This is a genomic window from Bradyrhizobium sp., from assembly GCF_035701725.1.
GTDB lineage: Bacteria > Pseudomonadota > Alphaproteobacteria > Rhizobiales > Xanthobacteraceae > Bradyrhizobium.
Window position 1 is genome coordinate 21,571 of sequence record NZ_DASSRP010000143.1, and the last position, 15,608, is coordinate 37,178.

Annotated in this window: 16 protein-coding genes; 13 read left to right on the forward strand and 3 right to left on the reverse strand. The window is 61.6% G+C overall.

The genetic code is table 11. The features are described from left to right. Positions 1-11 precede the first annotated feature (11 nt). On the forward strand, positions 12-1,226 hold the full coding sequence (locus tag VFL62_RS08405) for an MFS transporter (RefSeq protein ID WP_325171908.1): 1,215 nt from the start codon (positions 12-14) through the stop codon (positions 1,224-1,226). Here the strand turns inward: VFL62_RS08405 and VFL62_RS08410 are convergent. Together VFL62_RS08410 and VFL62_RS08415 are read right to left on the reverse strand one after the other, a co-directional pair. Beyond that, the gene (locus VFL62_RS08410; protein WP_325171909.1) at positions 1,223-2,098 is read right to left on the reverse strand and encodes a LysR family transcriptional regulator; all 876 of its coding nucleotides are present in this window, start codon (positions 2,096-2,098) and stop codon (positions 1,223-1,225) included. The two genes, VFL62_RS08405 and VFL62_RS08410, sit on opposite strands and share 4 nt — an antisense overlap. Positions 2,099-2,101: 3 nt before the next feature. After that, on the reverse strand, positions 2,102-3,148 hold the full coding sequence (locus VFL62_RS08415) for a YeiH family protein (protein ID WP_414644651.1): 1,047 nt from the start codon (positions 3,146-3,148) through the stop codon (positions 2,102-2,104). A 225-nt stretch (positions 3,149-3,373) separates the two neighbouring features. On the opposite strand from VFL62_RS08415, the gene VFL62_RS08420 reads away from it, so the two are divergent. Further along, positions 3,374-3,874: a DUF4188 domain-containing protein gene (locus VFL62_RS08420; protein ID WP_325171910.1), complete on the forward strand. Its 501-nt coding sequence runs from the start codon at positions 3,374-3,376 to the stop codon at positions 3,872-3,874. Between the two features lie 4 nt (positions 3,875-3,878). Here the strand turns inward: VFL62_RS08420 and queF are convergent, their stop codons facing one another. Continuing rightward, on the reverse strand, positions 3,879-4,367 hold the full coding sequence (gene queF / locus VFL62_RS08425; RefSeq protein ID WP_325171911.1) for a preQ(1) synthase: 489 nt from the start codon (positions 4,365-4,367) through the stop codon (positions 3,879-3,881). A gap of 122 nt (positions 4,368-4,489) precedes the next feature. On the opposite strand from queF, the gene eno reads away from it, so the two are divergent. The 11 genes from eno (at position 4,490) to VFL62_RS08480 (ending at position 15,416) form a co-directional block, all read left to right on the forward strand. Continuing rightward, positions 4,490-5,776 (forward strand): phosphopyruvate hydratase, encoded by a 1,287-nt coding sequence (gene eno, locus VFL62_RS08430; protein ID WP_325171912.1) that lies wholly within the window; start codon positions 4,490-4,492, stop codon positions 5,774-5,776. Positions 5,777-5,801: 25 nt separating this feature from the next. Then, the gene (locus VFL62_RS08435) at positions 5,802-6,941 is read left to right on the forward strand and encodes a zinc-binding dehydrogenase (RefSeq protein ID WP_325171913.1); all 1,140 of its coding nucleotides are present in this window, start codon (positions 5,802-5,804) and stop codon (positions 6,939-6,941) included. 134 nt (positions 6,942-7,075) lie between these two features. Next, positions 7,076-8,074 carry an MBL fold metallo-hydrolase gene (locus tag VFL62_RS08440; protein ID WP_325171914.1) on the forward strand — a complete coding sequence of 333 codons (999 nt, stop codon included), beginning with the start codon at positions 7,076-7,078 and terminating at the stop codon, positions 8,072-8,074. A 184-nt stretch (positions 8,075-8,258) separates the two neighbouring features. Then, complete coding sequence (locus VFL62_RS08445) at positions 8,259-8,816, forward strand: NADPH-dependent FMN reductase (protein ID WP_325171915.1); 558 nt, start codon at positions 8,259-8,261, stop codon at positions 8,814-8,816. Positions 8,817-8,893: 77 nt separating this feature from the next. Next, the gene (locus VFL62_RS08450) at positions 8,894-9,211 is read left to right on the forward strand and encodes a septum formation initiator family protein (protein ID WP_325171916.1); all 318 of its coding nucleotides are present in this window, start codon (positions 8,894-8,896) and stop codon (positions 9,209-9,211) included. Between the two features lie 303 nt (positions 9,212-9,514). After that, positions 9,515-10,531 carry a pyruvate dehydrogenase (acetyl-transferring) E1 component subunit alpha gene (gene pdhA, locus VFL62_RS08455; RefSeq protein ID WP_325171917.1) on the forward strand — a complete coding sequence of 339 codons (1,017 nt, stop codon included), beginning with the start codon at positions 9,515-9,517 and terminating at the stop codon, positions 10,529-10,531. A 52-nt stretch (positions 10,532-10,583) separates the two neighbouring features. Further along, positions 10,584-11,981: a pyruvate dehydrogenase complex E1 component subunit beta gene (locus VFL62_RS08460; RefSeq protein ID WP_325171918.1), complete on the forward strand. Its 1,398-nt coding sequence runs from the start codon at positions 10,584-10,586 to the stop codon at positions 11,979-11,981. 19 nt (positions 11,982-12,000) lie between these two features. Continuing rightward, entirely contained in the window at positions 12,001-13,362 is a 1,362-nt protein-coding gene (locus tag VFL62_RS08465) for a pyruvate dehydrogenase complex dihydrolipoamide acetyltransferase (protein ID WP_325171919.1), read from the forward strand. Positions 13,363-13,393: 31 nt separating this feature from the next. Beyond that, on the forward strand, positions 13,394-13,624 hold the full coding sequence (locus VFL62_RS08470) for a hypothetical protein (protein WP_325171920.1): 231 nt from the start codon (positions 13,394-13,396) through the stop codon (positions 13,622-13,624). A 16-nt stretch (positions 13,625-13,640) separates the two neighbouring features. Further along, positions 13,641-15,059: a dihydrolipoyl dehydrogenase gene (lpdA, locus tag VFL62_RS08475; protein ID WP_325171921.1), complete on the forward strand. Its 1,419-nt coding sequence runs from the start codon at positions 13,641-13,643 to the stop codon at positions 15,057-15,059. 144 nt (positions 15,060-15,203) lie between these two features. After that, positions 15,204-15,416, forward strand: a complete 213-nt coding sequence (locus tag VFL62_RS08480; RefSeq protein ID WP_325171922.1) for a hypothetical protein — start codon at positions 15,204-15,206, stop codon at positions 15,414-15,416. Positions 15,417-15,608 lie beyond the last annotated feature (192 nt).

Genomic DNA, 15,608 nt, shown 5'->3' on the forward strand with positions numbered 1-15,608 from the left:
GTGGCGCGCTGATGCTGAAGACGCCGCCGCGGCCGCATGATCGCATGCCGCCCGCGATCAACATCATCGCGATCGCGACCTTTGCGGCAAGCCTCTCCGCCCGTGCGCTCGATCCGGTCCTGCCGCACGTCGCCGACGAATTCGGCATCAGCATTGCCACGGCTGCGAGTTTCGCCGCGGTGTTTGCGTTCACCTTTGCGGTGATACAGCCGATACTGGGGGCGGCGGCCGACTTGTTCGGCAAGGTCCGCCTGATGATCGCCTGCCTGGTCATTCTCGGGGTGGCCAACATGCTCGGCGCGGTTACCGGCTCGTTTCCGCTGTTGTTCGCAACGCGAATTCTCGCCGGCATCGGCTCCGGCGGCGTATTCCCGGTGGCCCTCAGCCTGACCAGCGATCTCGTCGCACCCGAGAAGCGCCAGGTCGCGATCGGGCGCACGCTGGCCGGCTCAATGACCGGCAATCTCTTGGGCGCATCGTTCTCGGGCGTGATCGGCGATCTTCTCGGCTGGCGCGGCGTGCTCGCGATTCTCGGTGCGCTGGTGGTCGCGGCGTCTATCGCGGTCGCCGCCGGTTTTCGCGGCAAGGCGATCAACACTGCTCCGAAAACCAATCTCACAATGCTTCGCCACGGCTATCGCACCATCTTCAGCAATCCGAATGCGCTGTGCTACGCCGCGGTCTTTATCGAAGGCTGTTGTGTGCTTGGGTTGTTTCCCTACCTCGCCTCGTTTCTGTTCGATCTCGGCGAGACCAGTCTCTCGATCGCCGGTTTGGTGATCGCCGGCTTTGCCGTCGGCGGGCTGTTTTACACGATGACCATTTCCCGCTTTCTGCCGCGGCTTGGCGTCAATGGCATGATGATCACGGGGGCGACCCTCGTCGGTCTTCAATTGGCCGCAACTGCCTTTGGACCCGGCTGGAAGCTTCAGATGATGTGCCTGCTGCTGATGGGATGGGGCTTCTACATGATCCACGGCTGCCTGCAGGTGTTCGCCAGCGAGCTCTCGGTGGAAGCCCGCGCCACCGCATTGGCGTTGCACTCGTTCTTCTTTTTCATGGGCCAGACGATCGGCCCGATTGCCTATGGCTTCGGCATTCAACACGCCGGCAAGATCGCGACGTTGCTGACGAGTGCAGTGATCATCACCGCGCTCGGGCTGGCCTGCGCGCGGCTGTTGCGCCAGCGGCCGCCGGCTGACGCAGGCAAGAGGGTCGATGGCTAACGCAGCGATTTCAGCAGCGCATCTTCGGCGCGACTGATGTGCCGATCCCTGTGGCGCAAGATGTAGAACGAGCGGCCCGGCAGATCGAAGCGGACGTGGTGCAGCGTCTTGGCCACGATGGATGGCGCGGCGACCAGGTCGGAAACGGCCGTGGCGCCATCGCCTGCCTCGACGGCGGAGCGAACCGCTTCGTTGGAGGGAAGCTCGAGCGCGATCCGGAGGGCAGACAATTTGAGGCCATTCCGGCGAAGTGCGGCTTCAAACATCGAACGGGTCCCCGAGCCTCGCTCTCGCAAGATCCAGGGTGTGGCAGGCAAATCTTTCGCAGACACTTTCGTTCTGTTGACCCAGGGGTGCTTCGCGCCGACGGCCAGGATCAGGTTGTCACCGTCGATCCGTTTTGCAGCCAGCGAGCTCTCCTCGACTTCGCCTTCGACAAAGCCAACGTCGGCGCTGCCTTCGAGCACCATCTTGGCCGCCTGTTCGGTATTGGTGATGGAAAGTCGCAGGTCGATCCCGGGATAGGCAGCATGGAAGGTCTGAATTCGCGGCGGTAGCCAGTAGTTTCCAACCGTCTGGCTGGCGGCGATCGCAAGTGAACCGCGCTTCAGGCCTGCGAGTTCATTGAGAACCTGCACCGCGTCTTTGGCGCGGGCGAGTACCGCACGGGCCTCGACGAGGAAGTCAGCACCGGTCGGGGTGAGGGTGATGCCGCGCCCGATGCGGTCGAACAGCTTGATGCTGTACCGTGCCTCAAGCGCTGCGATCGCAGCACTCGTTGCCGATTGGGTGAGGTTGAGTTCACTGGCAGCCCGCGTCACATGCTGCTTTTCGGCGACGGCAACGAAGATGCGTAGCTGTTCGAGAGTCATCGGCTAACCCCAAAGTTTGATCAATGCGAGACTGAAACCGGCGATGAAGAGGAAGGCGAGTGCGCCGAGTAGCGCCGGCCGCAACCCTCTGGCGGTGAGCTTGCGAATGTCGGTCTCCAATCCCATCGCTGCGAGCGCGACCGAAAGCAGGAAGGTGGTGAACGCCGCGATCTCGGCCTTTTCCGCCGCCGGGATGGTGATCAGACTGTTCAGGCCGATCGCCGCCACGAAGCCAAGCAGGAACCAGGGCATGGGCGGTCGCGCCGATCTGGTCGAGCCGCGAGCGGCGCTGCGGCGAGAGGCGAGCCACCCCAGCAGGATGACGACCGGCGCCAGCAGCATGACCCGCGACAGCTTGGCGATGGTGCCGAATTCTCCGGCTGTCTTGCCGTACTGGAAGGCAGCGGCGACCACTTGTGCGATTTCGTGAATCGAGGCGCCGGTCCACAATCCGTAATCGTGGGGAGCGAGATGCAGGAGCGCCGGTAGCAGCGGGTAGGCGAACATCGCGACCGACCCGAAGATCGTCACGCAGGCAACCGCATAGGCGACGTCTTCGTCATGCGCGTTGGTCACGGTATTGGTGGCGATCACCGCCGAAGCGCCGCAAATGGACGTGCCTGCCGCGATCAGTTGCGCGAGCTTGTGCTCGACGCCGAGCAACCTTCCCATCCACGTGGTGAAAACGAAAGTCGAGGCCAGCGTCACGGCAATGATGATGAGGCCGCGGTGCCCCACCTCGACGATCTGGTCGGTGGTCAGTTGAAAGCCCAGCAGAATGATGCCGAAACGCAGGAGCCGCCGCATGCTGAAGGCGACGCCGGGTTTGGCGATCGCCGGCGTGCCGACGAAGTTGTGAAAGGCGGCGCCGATCAGAATGGCCAGGATGAGGGGACTGAAGGCCGTCATTCCCGGCACTTGGCGCAAGCCATAGGCCGATGCCGCGATGGTGGAGGCCATCAGCACCCCCGGAAGGGCGGCGACGGCGCGCCTGGCATATGCTGTGACGATATCGTCATTGGATACGAGCGAAGTGGCTGGTCGGGTCATTTGCGTTGGGCTCCCTGCGTTGCCCAACAAATATCAAGTGTCTCGACTGTTCGATCCAACGAATAGTAATGGTCAAATCAATCGAAAACAATTGTTAATCGAGCCGGGCCTTCCTGAACGTGACCGTTCGCCGATTGAGCCATCGATTTCAAAATGGCATCATGAAATCGCCCGGCGGGGTCCATGCAGCCCGTTGAGCCCATTTCGTTCAAGGAGCCGTCAGCGATGTCCGCGATCATTCCTGCTCGAATGACGGCCCAGCTCGACGGCGACTTCGTTGTGTTCCTGATCGGGATGCGCATCAACAAATGGTGGAAGTTCTGGAAGTGGCTGCCGGTGGCGACGGCGATGCCGCGGATGCTGATCGAGCTTGGCAAGCGGCCCGAACTTGGCCTTCTGCACGCGCGGAACGCGTTCGGTTTTCCCAATCTGATGGTGATCCAGTACTGGCGAAGCTTTGAGCAGCTGCAGGCCTATGCGACCGGGCAATCGTTCGAGCATTTGCCGGCGTGGCGCGATTTCAACCGCCGTGTTGCTTCCAACGGCGACGTCGGCATCTGGCACGAGACGTTTCTTGTGAAGGCCGGGGCCCACGAGAGCGTCTACAACAACATGCCGCGCTGGGGATTGGCCAATGCCGGGACTGCCGTGCCTGCCGACGGCCCGCGCAAGAGCGCGAAAGGCCGCCTTCGCCTGACCGATGGCTCCGACCTCGAAGTCTGTTGAAAAATCAGCCCCGGCCGCGATAGGGCGCAACGCCCTGATCGGGGATCCACATGCCCTTCGGCAGCCTGCCGGTTTGCCAGAACACGTCGATGGGAATGCCGCCGCGCGGATACCAATAACCGCCGATGCGCAGCCATTTCGGCTTGACCTCGGCCGCGATGCGCTTGCCGATCATGACCGTGCAGTCCTCGTGGAAAGCGCCGTGATTGCGGAAGCTTGCGACATAGAGTTTGAGCGATTTCGATTCCAGAAGCCAGGGGCCGGGAACGTAGTCGACGACCAGATGCGCGAAATCGGGCTGGCCGGTGACCGGACAAATCGAGGTGAACTCGGGCACCGTAAAGCGCACCAGATAATTGGTGTCGTTCTGCGGATTGGGAACGGCATCGAGCTTGGCGTCTTCCGGCGTGGTGGGCCATTCGACGGCGCGGCCGAGCTGAAGGCTGGCTGGTAACGCGGCGGCTTTTTGCGCCTTTCGAGGCTTGCTGGGCATTTCAGGTCTCCGTTGCCGCGTTATTAGCCAATTCATTCCCGGAGCGGCAACCTTTTCCGCACCTTGGGCTTGCTGTAGAAGCACCCCCATCACGTCAAACCACACTTTCCGAAGAGGCCCTCATGACCGCCATCGTCGATATCATCGGCCGCGAAATTCTCGATAGCCGCGGCAATCCCACCGTCGAAGTGGATGTCATGCTGGAAGACGGTTCCATGGGCCGCGCGGCGGTGCCGTCCGGTGCCTCGACCGGCGCTCATGAGGCGGTCGAACTGCGCGACGGCGACAAGTCGCGTTATCTAGGCAAGGGCGTGCAAAAAGCGGTCGAGGCCGTCAACGGCGAAATCTTCGACGCGCTGGCTGATGTATCGGTCGAGCAGCAAACGCAGATCGACCAGATCATGATCGAACTCGACGGCACGCCAAACAAGAGCCGGCTCGGCGCCAACGCCATCCTCGGCGTTTCGCTCGCCTGCGCCAAGGCGGCGGCGGCATCCTTCGACATGCCGCTTTATCGTTACGTCGGCGGCACCGCCGCGCGCACTTTGCCCGTGCCGATGATGAACATTGTCAATGGCGGCGTGCACGCCGACAACCCGATCGACTTCCAGGAATTCATGATCATGCCCGTGGGCGCGGCGACCTTTGCCGATGCCTTGCGGTGCGGATCGGAAATCTTTCACACGCTGCGCGGTGAATTGAAAAAAGCCGGCCACAACACCAATGTCGGCGACGAAGGCGGCTTCGCGCCGAACCTGCCGTCGGCAGATGCCGCGCTCGAATTCGTCATGGGCGCGATCGGCAAGGCCGGTTACAAGGCGGGCCAAGACGTCATGTTGGCGCTCGACTGTGCCGCGACCGAGTTTTTCAAGGACGGCGCCTACGTCTACGGCGGCGAAAACAAGACGCGATCGCGCTCCGAGCAGGCCAAATATCTTGCCGATCTGGTCTCACGCTATCCGATCGTTTCGATTGAGGACGGCATGTCGGAGGACGATATGGATGGCTGGAAGGAACTGACAGATCTGGTCGGCGGCAAGTGTCAGCTCGTCGGCGATGACCTGTTTGTGACCAATGTGACGCGACTTGGCGACGGCATCAGACAAGGTCGCGCCAACTCCATCCTGATCAAGGTCAACCAGATCGGGACTCTGACGGAGACGCTGGCAGCGGTCGAGATGGCTTTCAAGGCCGGCTACACTGCGGTGATGTCGCATCGCTCCGGCGAGACGGAAGATTCCACCATCGCCGACCTCGCGGTCGCCACCAATTGCGGGCAGATCAAGACCGGTTCGCTGGCGCGCTCCGACCGCACGGCCAAGTACAATCAGTTGCTGCGGATCGAACAGGAGCTGGGCGCCCAGGCCAAATATGCCGGACGCGCAGCGTTGAAGGCGCTCGCCTGGTAATCAACCTGAGCCGAGGAGGGACATCATGGCTGGCGATGGCAAGCGCGGTCTGCAACTGCGGTCTTTGATCAAGAAGAGCGGCGAACTTGAAATCTCGCTGCTCGACGTGCCAACGCCGGAGCCATCAGCCGACGAGGTCGTGGTGCGGGTGGAGGCAACGCCGATCAACCCCTCGGACATCGGCCTTTTGTTTGGCGCGGCCGACATGAGCACGGCGAAAGCTTCCGGCAGCAAGGATGCGCCGGTCGTTACAGCGCAAGTGCCGGAAAAGGCGATGCGGGCGATGGCCGGACGGCTCGATGAATCGATGCCCGTCGGCAACGAAGGCGCCGGCGTCGTCATCAAGACCGGTTCGTCGGATGCAGCGAAGGCGCTGATGGGCAAGACCGTCGCCATGATCGGTGGTGCGATGTATTCGCAATTCCGCACCATCAGGGCGGGCGATTGTCTGGTGTTGCCGGAAGACGCGACGCCTGCCGATGGCGCCTCCTGTTTCGTCAATCCGCTGACGTCGCTCGGCATGGTCGAGACGATGCGACGTGAGGGCCACAAGGCGCTGGTGCACACCGCGGCGGCCTCCAACCTCGGCCAGATGCTGAACAAGATCTGCCTGAAGGACGGCATCGCGCTGGTCAACATCGTCCGCAGCGGAGAGCAGGCGGAAATCCTGCGGAAGATCGGCGCGAAGCATGTCGTCGATTCCACCGCGCCCACGTTCATCGAAGATCTGACGGCGGCGCTGATCGAAACCGGCGCCACCATCGCGTTCGATGCGATCGGCGGCGGCAAGCTCGCCGGGCAGATTCTCGCCGGCATGGAGGTCGCAGCCAACAAGACCGCCACGGCGTATAGCCGCTACGGCTCCAACGTGCACAAGCAGGTCTACATCTACGGCATGCTCGATCCGGGTCCGACCGAGATAAATCGGACATTCGGTTTCGCCTGGAGCATCGGCGGCTGGTTGCTGTTTCCGTTCTTGATGAAGATCGGCGCGACCGATGCGGCCAGGCTCCGGGCGCGCGTTATCGCCGAACTCAAAACAACCTTTGCCAGCCACTACACGCAAGTGTTGTCTCTGCAGGAGGCGCTTCAGCTTCCGCACATCGCGGGCTACGGCCGGCGGGCCACCGGCGAGAAGTACCTAATCAATCCGAACAAGACGTGAGCGGCCGGCGGGCCGTCCCGGGGGTTTAACCCAAAGTTAGGGACGTGAAAAACGAAAGTGGCTTGCCTTTATGGGGCGGGAAGTGAACATTCGCGCCCGCGATCAATCACGAAACAAACTTGGGGGGAACCTTCATGAATCACTTGAACCGCCGTGACTTGTTGACTGGCGCGGCTGCAATCGGCGCCATCTCCGTTCTTCCGCTCGCCTCGCAAAAAGCTCACGCCGCCGCGCCCGCGGCTGCCGCGCAGGCACCAGGTTTTTATCGCTACAAGGTCGGCAGCATCGAATGCACCTCGGTGAATGACGGCGCCCGGACGTTCCCGCTGCCCGACAAGTGGGTAACCAATGCGAGCAAGGACGCGGCAATTGCCGCCGCCGAAGCCGCTTACATGCCGAAGGGCATGGTGACGGTGCCGTTCAACCCGCAACTGATCAACACCGGCGGCAAGCTGGTTCTGCTCGACTGCGGCAACGGCATCGGAGCCTTCGATGCGACCAAGGGTCAGGCCGGCCGCATGATGCAAAACCTTGCCGCCGCAGGGGTCGATCCGAAGAACGTCGACATGGTCGTCATGTCCCATCTGCATCCTGACCACACCAACGGCATCCGCGCCGCCGACGGTTCGATGGCGTTTCCGAATGCGGAGATCAAGGTGCCGGCGAAGGATTGGGAGTTCTGGATGAGCGATGAAAACGCCGCCAAGGCCCAGTCAAACGAAATGATGAAGAACTACTTCGCCAACGTGAAGAAGATCTACACCGGAATCGAATCCAAGGTGACCAAGTACGACTGGGACAAGGAAGTCGCACCGGGCGTCACGGCGATCGGGACGCCGGGCCACACGGCGGGCCATACCTCGTTTGCCGTGGCCTCAGGCGACTCGAAGATCCTCATCTCTGCCGACGTCACCAACATTCCCGAATTCTTCCTGCGTAACCCGGACTGGCATGTCGCCTACGATGCAGATCCGGACATGGCGCAAAAGACCCGGCATAAATTCTATGACATGGCGGCGGCCGAGAAGGCGACCGTTGTCGGCTTCCATTTCCCGTTCCCGGCCGTCGGTCACGTCGAGAAGGATGGCAACGGCTACCGGCTGATCCCGGTCGCGTTCAATCCGGTGCTATGACCGCCGGCTTCTGGAATCCCGAGCAGGTCGCCCGAAAGGCGGCCTGCTTTTCGTTGAGGGCACGATTTTTTGACCGGACGGGTGGGCGCCCGCCTAATCCATGCACTTGCATCTTTTGCCAGGCCGGCTAGGGTGACGCCGAAATCCCGCCCAAGCGCGGCCAGCGCATTCCAAAGGAAAGTCCATGTCCAGCCCGCACCACGTTCTCGTCATCGCCGGCAGCCTCCGCAAGGAGAGCTTCACCCTGAAAATTGCCAACGCGCTGGCCAAGCTGGCGCCGCCGACGCTCAAGCTCGACGTGGTCACGCCGCACGGCATCTCATTTTTCAATCAGGACCTGGAAGCCAATCCGCCGGCGGACTGGCTGTCGTTCCGCGAACGAATTCAGAAGTCGGCCGGCGTGCTGTTTGTCACCCCGGAATACAACCGCTCGATTCCGGGCGTACTGAAGAACGCCATCGACGTTGCCTCGCGCCCGTATGGTAAGAGTTCGTTCCTCGGCAAACCGGTCGGCATCATCTCGAATTCGCCCGGCCCGCTCGGTGGAGTTGCGGCAGCCAAGCACCTGCAGAACATCCTGCCGGGCATTTCCGGTCCGATCATGGGACAGCCCGAGACCTATCTGAACGGGATCGGCGACGCTTTCGACGAAAAAGGCAACCTCACCAAGGAATCTCTGCAGCAGGTGCTTGAGCAATATCTCGCGGCTTTCGCGACCTTCGTCGAAAAGCAGAACCGGTAAGAGAACATCGGCCGCGATTTATCGGGGTTGAGGGCGTGCTTAGCATTCCCTTAACCCGGTGAGCGCATGTTCCTGCCATGGTCTCTCGGCGACGCCTCAAATCGTTTCTGACCGGCTTGGCGCTCTACCTAATGGCGGCGGGCATGGTCGGCTATTTCGGCGTCAATGCCTATACCGGCAAGTATGGTCTGAATGCGCGCCAGGAACTCGATCAGGAAATCATCGCGCTGACGGCCGAGCTCGCCCGCCTCAAAAAAGAACGGAGCGAGGGCGAACAGCGCGTCTCGCTGCTGCGGTCGGACCGACTGGACCCCGACATGCTCGATGAGCGCGCGCGGTTTCAGCTCGATTATGCCAACCCCCACGACCTCGTTCGGATGATCAATTCGAAGTAATCACCAACAACGTGGTCCGGCGAGCGTGCGCGATCGGTCCAGCCGCTCTCCGCTTTGACGAGATTGCATGGAGGGGGCATGGGTCGTGCGGCTCAGCCAATTTCCGGAGATTAGGAGTAGGCGGTCATCTCGTCGCAGCCCTGCGCAATTTGAATATCCGAACCGGCTGTCGCGCTTTGCGAAACTTCCACCTGCATTGCATTGCGGCATTGCAAAAACATCTGCGGCATCAAGCCAATCCTTCCACGCCGGATTGAGTTGGGCTAGAGAGGGCTCAATATCCCTCCTGATGCCGGAAACGCCATGGCTCAATCCAAAAAAAGCGCCGCCAACGACACCGTTCAAGAGCAGGGGGCGCCCCCGCCCTTCACCCGAGAACAGGAGTTGAAGGCGCTGCGGGACATGTTGCTGATCCGCCGGTTCGAGGAGAAGGCCGGCCAGCTCTATGGCATGGGTGCGATCGGCGGTTTCTGCCATCTCTATATCGGCCAGGAAGCTGTCGTGGTCGGAATGCAGATGGCCCTGAAGAGGGGCGACCAGGTCATAACGGGATACCGTGATCACGGCCACATGCTGGCCTGCGGAATGGACGCCAAGGGCGTGATGGCCGAGCTGACCGGACGCCGCGGCGGCTACTCGAAGGGCAAGGGCGGCTCGATGCACATGTTCAGCAAGGCCGAAAACTTCTATGGCGGCCATGGCATCGTCGGCGCGCAGGTCTCGCTCGGAACCGGGCTTGCTTTCGCCAACCACTACCGCGGCAACGACTTCGTCAGCCTGACCTATTTCGGCGACGGCGCCTCGAATCAGGGCCAGGTCTATGAGAGCTTCAATATGGCGGAGCTCTGGAAGCTGCCGGTGATCTACGTGATCGAGAACAATCGCTATGCCATGGGCACGTCCGTGATGCGCTCCTCGGCCCAGACCGATTTTTCCAAGCGCGGCATTTCCTTCAATATTCCGGGTGAACAGGTCGATGGCATGGACGTTCGCGCCGTTAAGGCCGCAGCCGACAAGGCCGTCGCCTGGTGCCGCGCCGGCAAGGGGCCCTTCATTCTGGAAATGCAGACCTATCGCTACCGCGGGCATTCGATGTCGGACCCTGCGAAGTATCGCACGCGCGAGGAGGTGGAGAAGATCCGCCACGACAGCGATCCGATCGAGCAGGTTCGCAACCGGCTGCTCGCGGCGAAGATGAGCGAGGATGAGTTGAAGAAGATCGACGCCGAGGTTCGCGAGATCGTCAATGCGGCGGCCGATTTTGCGCAGCATGATCCCGAGCCTGATGTGTCAGAGCTTTATACCGACGTCTATCGTTAAGCGTTCGCAGCGCTGGATGAGCGCGCTCTAAAACCGACTTCGTGGAGTTGATATGCCCATTCAAGTTCTGATGCCTGCGCTCTCGCCGACGATGGAGAAGGGCAACCTCGCCAAGTGGCTGAAGAAAGAAGGCGAGACGATCAAGTCCGGCGACGTGATCGCCGAAATTGAAACCGACAAGGCGACGATGGAGGTCGAGGCGACCGATGAAGGGACGCTCGGCAAGATCCTGATTCCGGAAGGCACCGCCGACGTTGCCGTCAATACGCCGATTGCGACCATTCTCGCCGACGGCGAGAGTGCGGCCGATTTAGCCAAGGCATCGGCACCCGCCCGGCAGCAAAAGGCCGCTGAATCAGCCCCGCCGGCAGCTGAGGCCAAATCGGCGCCTGCGCCGAAAGAAGAAGCCGTTCCCGCGGCCCCCAAGGCTGTCGCCGAGCCCGATCCGGAAGTTCCCGCCGGCACCGAAATGGTGACGATGACCATCCGGGACGCGCTGCGCGATGCGATGGCGGAGGAAATGCGCCGCGATCCGGACGTGTTCCTGATGGGTGAAGAAGTCGCCGAGTATCAGGGCGCCTACAAGGTCAGCCAGGGGCTGTTGCAGGAATTCGGCGCCAAGCGCGTGATCGATACACCGATCACCGAGCACGGTTTTGCCGGCATCGGCGTTGGTGCGGCGATGACCGGCCTCAAACCGATCGTCGAATTCATGACCTTCAACTTCGCCATGCAGGCGATCGACCAGATCATCAATTCGGCAGCGAAGACCCTCTACATGTCCGGCGGCCAGATGGGCTGTTCGATCGTATTTCGCGGTCCGAACGGCGCGGCCGCGCGCGTCGCCGCGCAGCACAGCCAGGATTACTCGGCCTGGTATTCGCAAGTTCCGGGTCTGAAGGTGGTCGCACCGTTCTCGGCCGCCGACTACAAGGGCCTGCTCAAGGCGGCGATCCGCGATCCCAATCCGGTGATCTTCCTTGAGAACGAGGTGCTCTACGGCCATTCCGGCGAGGTGCCGAAGCTCGACAACTTCGTGATCCCGATCGGCAAGGCCCGCGTCGTGCGTAGCGGCGCGCATGTCTCGATTATCTCCTGGTCGAACGGCATGACCTATGCGTTGAAGGCCGCCGACGAACTCGCCAAGGAAGGCATCGAAGCCGAAGTGGTTGACGTGCGGACGCTACGTCCGCTCGATACCGACACCATCGTTGCCTCGGTGATGAAGACCGGACGCGCGGTCACCGTCGAGGAAGGCTGGCAGCAGAGCGGCGTCGGCGCCGAAATCGCCGCGCGCATCATGGAACATGCTTTCGACTATCTCGACGCGCCCGTCGCGCGTGTCTCGGGCAAGGATGTGCCGATGCCGTATGCGGCTAACCTTGAAAAGCTTGCGCTGCCTTCGGCCGCGGAAGTCGTCGCAGCCGCCAAAGCTGTTTGTTATCGCTGACGGAAGCGAGGCCTCGCACATGCCAATCAATATTCTGATGCCCGCTTTGTCGCCGACGATGGAGAAGGGCAATCTCGCCAAGTGGCTGAAGAAGGAGGGCGACAAGGTCAAATCCGGCGACGTCATCGCCGAGATCGAGACCGACAAGGCGACCATGGAGGTCGAAGCGGTCGACGAGGGCACGATCGCCAAGATCCTCGTTCCGGAGGGCACGCAGGACGTTCCCGTCAATGATGTGATCGCTGTGCTCGCAGGCGACGGCGAGGATGTTAAATCCGCTGGCGCCTCGGCGGGCGCAAAGCCGGCGGCAGCGCCGGCGAAAGCCGAAGCTCCGCCCGCGGCAGCTGCGCCCGCGCCGGCCGCACCTGCTGCCAAACCGGCCGCAGCGCCCGCGCCCCAGCCCGCCGCCTCTCCGACGCAGCAGGCCACTCCCGCATCGCAAGCCAATGGTCACGCGCGCACGTTCTCATCGCCGCTGGCGCGGCGTCTCGCCAAGGAAGCCGGCATCGACATCTCCCGTATCACCGGCTCCGGACCGCATGGCCGCGTGATTGCGCGCGACGTGGCGGACGCCAAATCCGGCAAGGGACTGAAGGCGGCGGCGGCCGCACCAGGCGCCGGTCCCGCACTTGCACCGTCGATGTCGGACAAGCAGATTCTTGCTCTGTTCGAACCCGGCTCATACGAGATCGTGCCGCATGACGGCATGCGGCGCACGATCGCGCAGCGGCTCACTGCCGCAGTGCAGACGATTCCGACGTTCTATCTCACAATCGACTGCGACATCGGCAAGCTTTTGTCCGCCCGGGAAGAGATCAATGCTTCCGCGCCAAAGGACAAGGAAAAGAAGCCGCTCTACAAGCTCTCGGTCAATGACTTCGTGATCAAGGCGATGGCGGTCGCGTTGCAGAAGATTCCCAATTGCAATGTGAGCTGGACCGAAGGCGGCATGGTCAAGCACAAGCATTCCGACATCGGTGTGGCCGTGGCGATGCCGGGCGGGCTGATCACGCCGATCATTCGCAAAGCTGAAACCAAAACGCTGTCGGCGATCTCGAATGAGATGAAGGATTTTGCCGCCCGTGCTCGCGCGCGCAAGCTCAAGCCCGAAGAATATCAGGGCGGCACCACAGCCGTTTCCAACCTCGGTATGTACGGCATCAATCACTTCACGGCCGTGATCAACCCGCCGCATGCGACGATCCTTGCCGTCGGCACCAGCGACGAACGCCCGGTGGTCCGCGGCGGCAAGATCGAGATCGCGCAGATGATGAGCGTGACGCTGTCGTGCGATCACCGTGCGATCGACGGCGCGCTCGGCGCCGAGCTCATCGGCGCCTTCAAGACGCTGATCGAAAATCCGGTGATGATGATGGTCTGAGTGGCACGCGACCCCCGAGAGGGAAGCATGGATGCTGATGCGCTGGCCTTGGATATCGATCGTCCTCATCGTCGTGGTCGTCGCCAGTCCGCTTGGACAGGAAGTGATTCATGACGGTTTCTTCAGCGGCGAAGCCTTGTCGCGCAATATCGCCCAGCCGCTCTTCTTCATGGGGCTCGGCTTTTTTGTGCTGATCGGCGCTGCGGAGTGGCTGGTCAGGTTGAGAATTTCGAAACGCCGCATGCGCGGCACAACGACTTGAGCTGAACGGAGCCTGCATGGCCGACACATCCTTTGACGTCATTATCATCGGCTCGGGGCCCGGCGGCTATGTCACGGCCATCAGAGCCGCTCAGCTTGGCTTCAAGACCGCGATCATCGAGAAATCCTATCTTGGCGGCATCTGCCTGAACTGGGGCTGTATCCCGACCAAGGCGCTGCTGCGCTCGGCCGAAATCTACCACTACATGCAGCACGCCAAGGATTATGGCCTCTCCGCCGAGAAGATCGCCTACGATCCGAAGGCGGTGGTGCAGCGCTCGCGCGGCGTCTCCAAGAGGCTGAACGACGGCGTCGGCTTCCTGATGAAGAAGAACAAGGTGACGATCATCTGGGGCGAGGCTGCGATTGACGCGCCCGGCAAGATCACCGTGAAGAAGTCGGCCGTCGAAGCGCCGAAAGGCGCGCTCGGCGAGGGCGCCTATCAGGCCAAGCACATCATCATTGCCACTGGTGCGCGCCCGCGGGTGCTGCCGGGGCTGGAGCCGGACAAGAAGCTGGTCTGGACTTACTTCGAGGCCATGGTGCCGGAGAAGATGCCGAAGTCGCTGCTGGTCGTCGGCTCCGGTGCAATCGGCATCGAATTCGCATCCTTCTTCCACACCATGGGATCGCAAGTCACCGTGGTGGAAGTGCTGCCCCAAATCCTGCCGGTCGAGGATGCCGAGATCGCAGGGCTGGCGCGCAAGCGTTTCGAGAAGCAGGGGATCAAGATCCTCACCAACACCAAGGTGTCCAAGCTCGAGAAGAAGAGCGACAGCGTGGTTGCCACCATCGACGACGGCAAGGCACCGCAGACGGTCGAGTTCGATCGGGTGATTTCGGCAGTCGGCGTGGTCGGCAACATCGAAAATCTCGGGTTGGAGAAGCTCGGCGTCAAAACCGACCGCGGCTGCGTGGTGATCGATGGTTACGGCAAGACCAACGTGCCCGGCGTCTACGCCATTGGCGACGTCGCAGGTCCCCCGATGCTGGCCCACAAGGCCGAGCATGAGGGCGTCGTTTGCGTCGAGGCCATCAAGGGCCTGCATCCGCATGCGCTCGACAAGCTGCTGATCCCCGGCTGCACCTATTGCAACCCGCAAGTGGCGTCGGTCGGTCTCACGGAGGCGAAAGCGAAGGAAGGCGGCCGGGAGGTTCGTGTCGGACGTTTCCCGTTCGTTGGTAATGGCAAGGCGATCGCACTCGGCGAGGACCAGGGTCTCGTCAAAGTGGTCTTCGACAAGAAGACGGGTCAATTGCTCGGTGCGCACATGATCGGCGCGGAAGTCACCGAATTGATCCAGGGCTATGTGGTCGCGATGAATCTCGAGACCACGGAAGAAGAGCTCATGCACACCGTCTTCCCGCATCCGACGCTGTCGGAGATGATGAAGGAAGCGGTACTGGATGCTTATGGCCGTGTGCTGAATATTTAGACTGAAAATCTTCTGTCCAATAAATTTGCTCGCCGCATCGTGATTCACGGCAAGCTAGAAGTCCATGCAACTGCAACTATCTCCTGGCGGCAGCGATGAACGAGGCGCCGGGCCTCGTGAATCGTCTGCTATGGGAGACTAAAAATGAAAAAGACAATTCTCACGATTGTCGGTTCGGCGTTGATAATCTTCTCTGCCGTGCAATTGGCGTCCGCCAACGAACAAAATCACCGCACCGTTCGCCATCGCACTTCAGCCGAATTCCGCAACAGCAACGCTTTGGTCGCGCCGGCGTATGAGGCCGCACCGGAATCCTACCGCTATAGCGGTGGCTATTCGGCGCCGGCAGGGCACTAAGGCCTGCTCCAAGGCCGTGTTGCAGTGCGAGACCGGCTCCGCCAAAGGGCCGGTCTCGCAGATTTCAGCGATCCGAGGGTGACTTTACCGCAACGATTGTGTCGCTGTGGCAACAGTTTTCGAAGATTTGGCCCTGATACCGGGTCCTGCACAGCTACGCCGCTTTTTAGCCACACCCCTCCATGAGATCAT

Coding starts and splice junctions, on each gene's coding strand:
- VFL62_RS08405 (WP_325171908.1), top strand. CDS start 12: ATGCTGAAGACGCCGCCGCGGCCGCATGATCGCATGCCGCCCGCGATC.
- VFL62_RS08410 (WP_325171909.1), bottom strand. CDS start 2,098: ATGACTCTCGAACAGCTACGCATCTTCGTTGCCGTCGCCGAAAAGCAG.
- VFL62_RS08415 (WP_414644651.1), bottom strand. CDS start 3,148: ATGACCCGACCAGCCACTTCGCTCGTATCCAATGACGATATCGTCACA.
- VFL62_RS08420 (WP_325171910.1), top strand. CDS start 3,374: ATGTCCGCGATCATTCCTGCTCGAATGACGGCCCAGCTCGACGGCGAC.
- queF (WP_325171911.1), bottom strand. CDS start 4,367: ATGCCCAGCAAGCCTCGAAAGGCGCAAAAAGCCGCCGCGTTACCAGCC.
- eno (WP_325171912.1), top strand. CDS start 4,490: ATGACCGCCATCGTCGATATCATCGGCCGCGAAATTCTCGATAGCCGC.
- VFL62_RS08435 (WP_325171913.1), top strand. CDS start 5,802: ATGGCTGGCGATGGCAAGCGCGGTCTGCAACTGCGGTCTTTGATCAAG.
- VFL62_RS08440 (WP_325171914.1), top strand. CDS start 7,076: ATGAATCACTTGAACCGCCGTGACTTGTTGACTGGCGCGGCTGCAATC.
- VFL62_RS08445 (WP_325171915.1), top strand. CDS start 8,259: ATGTCCAGCCCGCACCACGTTCTCGTCATCGCCGGCAGCCTCCGCAAG.
- VFL62_RS08450 (WP_325171916.1), top strand. CDS start 8,894: ATGGTCTCTCGGCGACGCCTCAAATCGTTTCTGACCGGCTTGGCGCTC.
- pdhA (WP_325171917.1), top strand. CDS start 9,515: ATGGCTCAATCCAAAAAAAGCGCCGCCAACGACACCGTTCAAGAGCAG.
- VFL62_RS08460 (WP_325171918.1), top strand. CDS start 10,584: ATGCCCATTCAAGTTCTGATGCCTGCGCTCTCGCCGACGATGGAGAAG.
- VFL62_RS08465 (WP_325171919.1), top strand. CDS start 12,001: ATGCCAATCAATATTCTGATGCCCGCTTTGTCGCCGACGATGGAGAAG.
- VFL62_RS08470 (WP_325171920.1), top strand. CDS start 13,394: ATGCTGATGCGCTGGCCTTGGATATCGATCGTCCTCATCGTCGTGGTC.
- lpdA (WP_325171921.1), top strand. CDS start 13,641: ATGGCCGACACATCCTTTGACGTCATTATCATCGGCTCGGGGCCCGGC.
- VFL62_RS08480 (WP_325171922.1), top strand. CDS start 15,204: ATGAAAAAGACAATTCTCACGATTGTCGGTTCGGCGTTGATAATCTTC.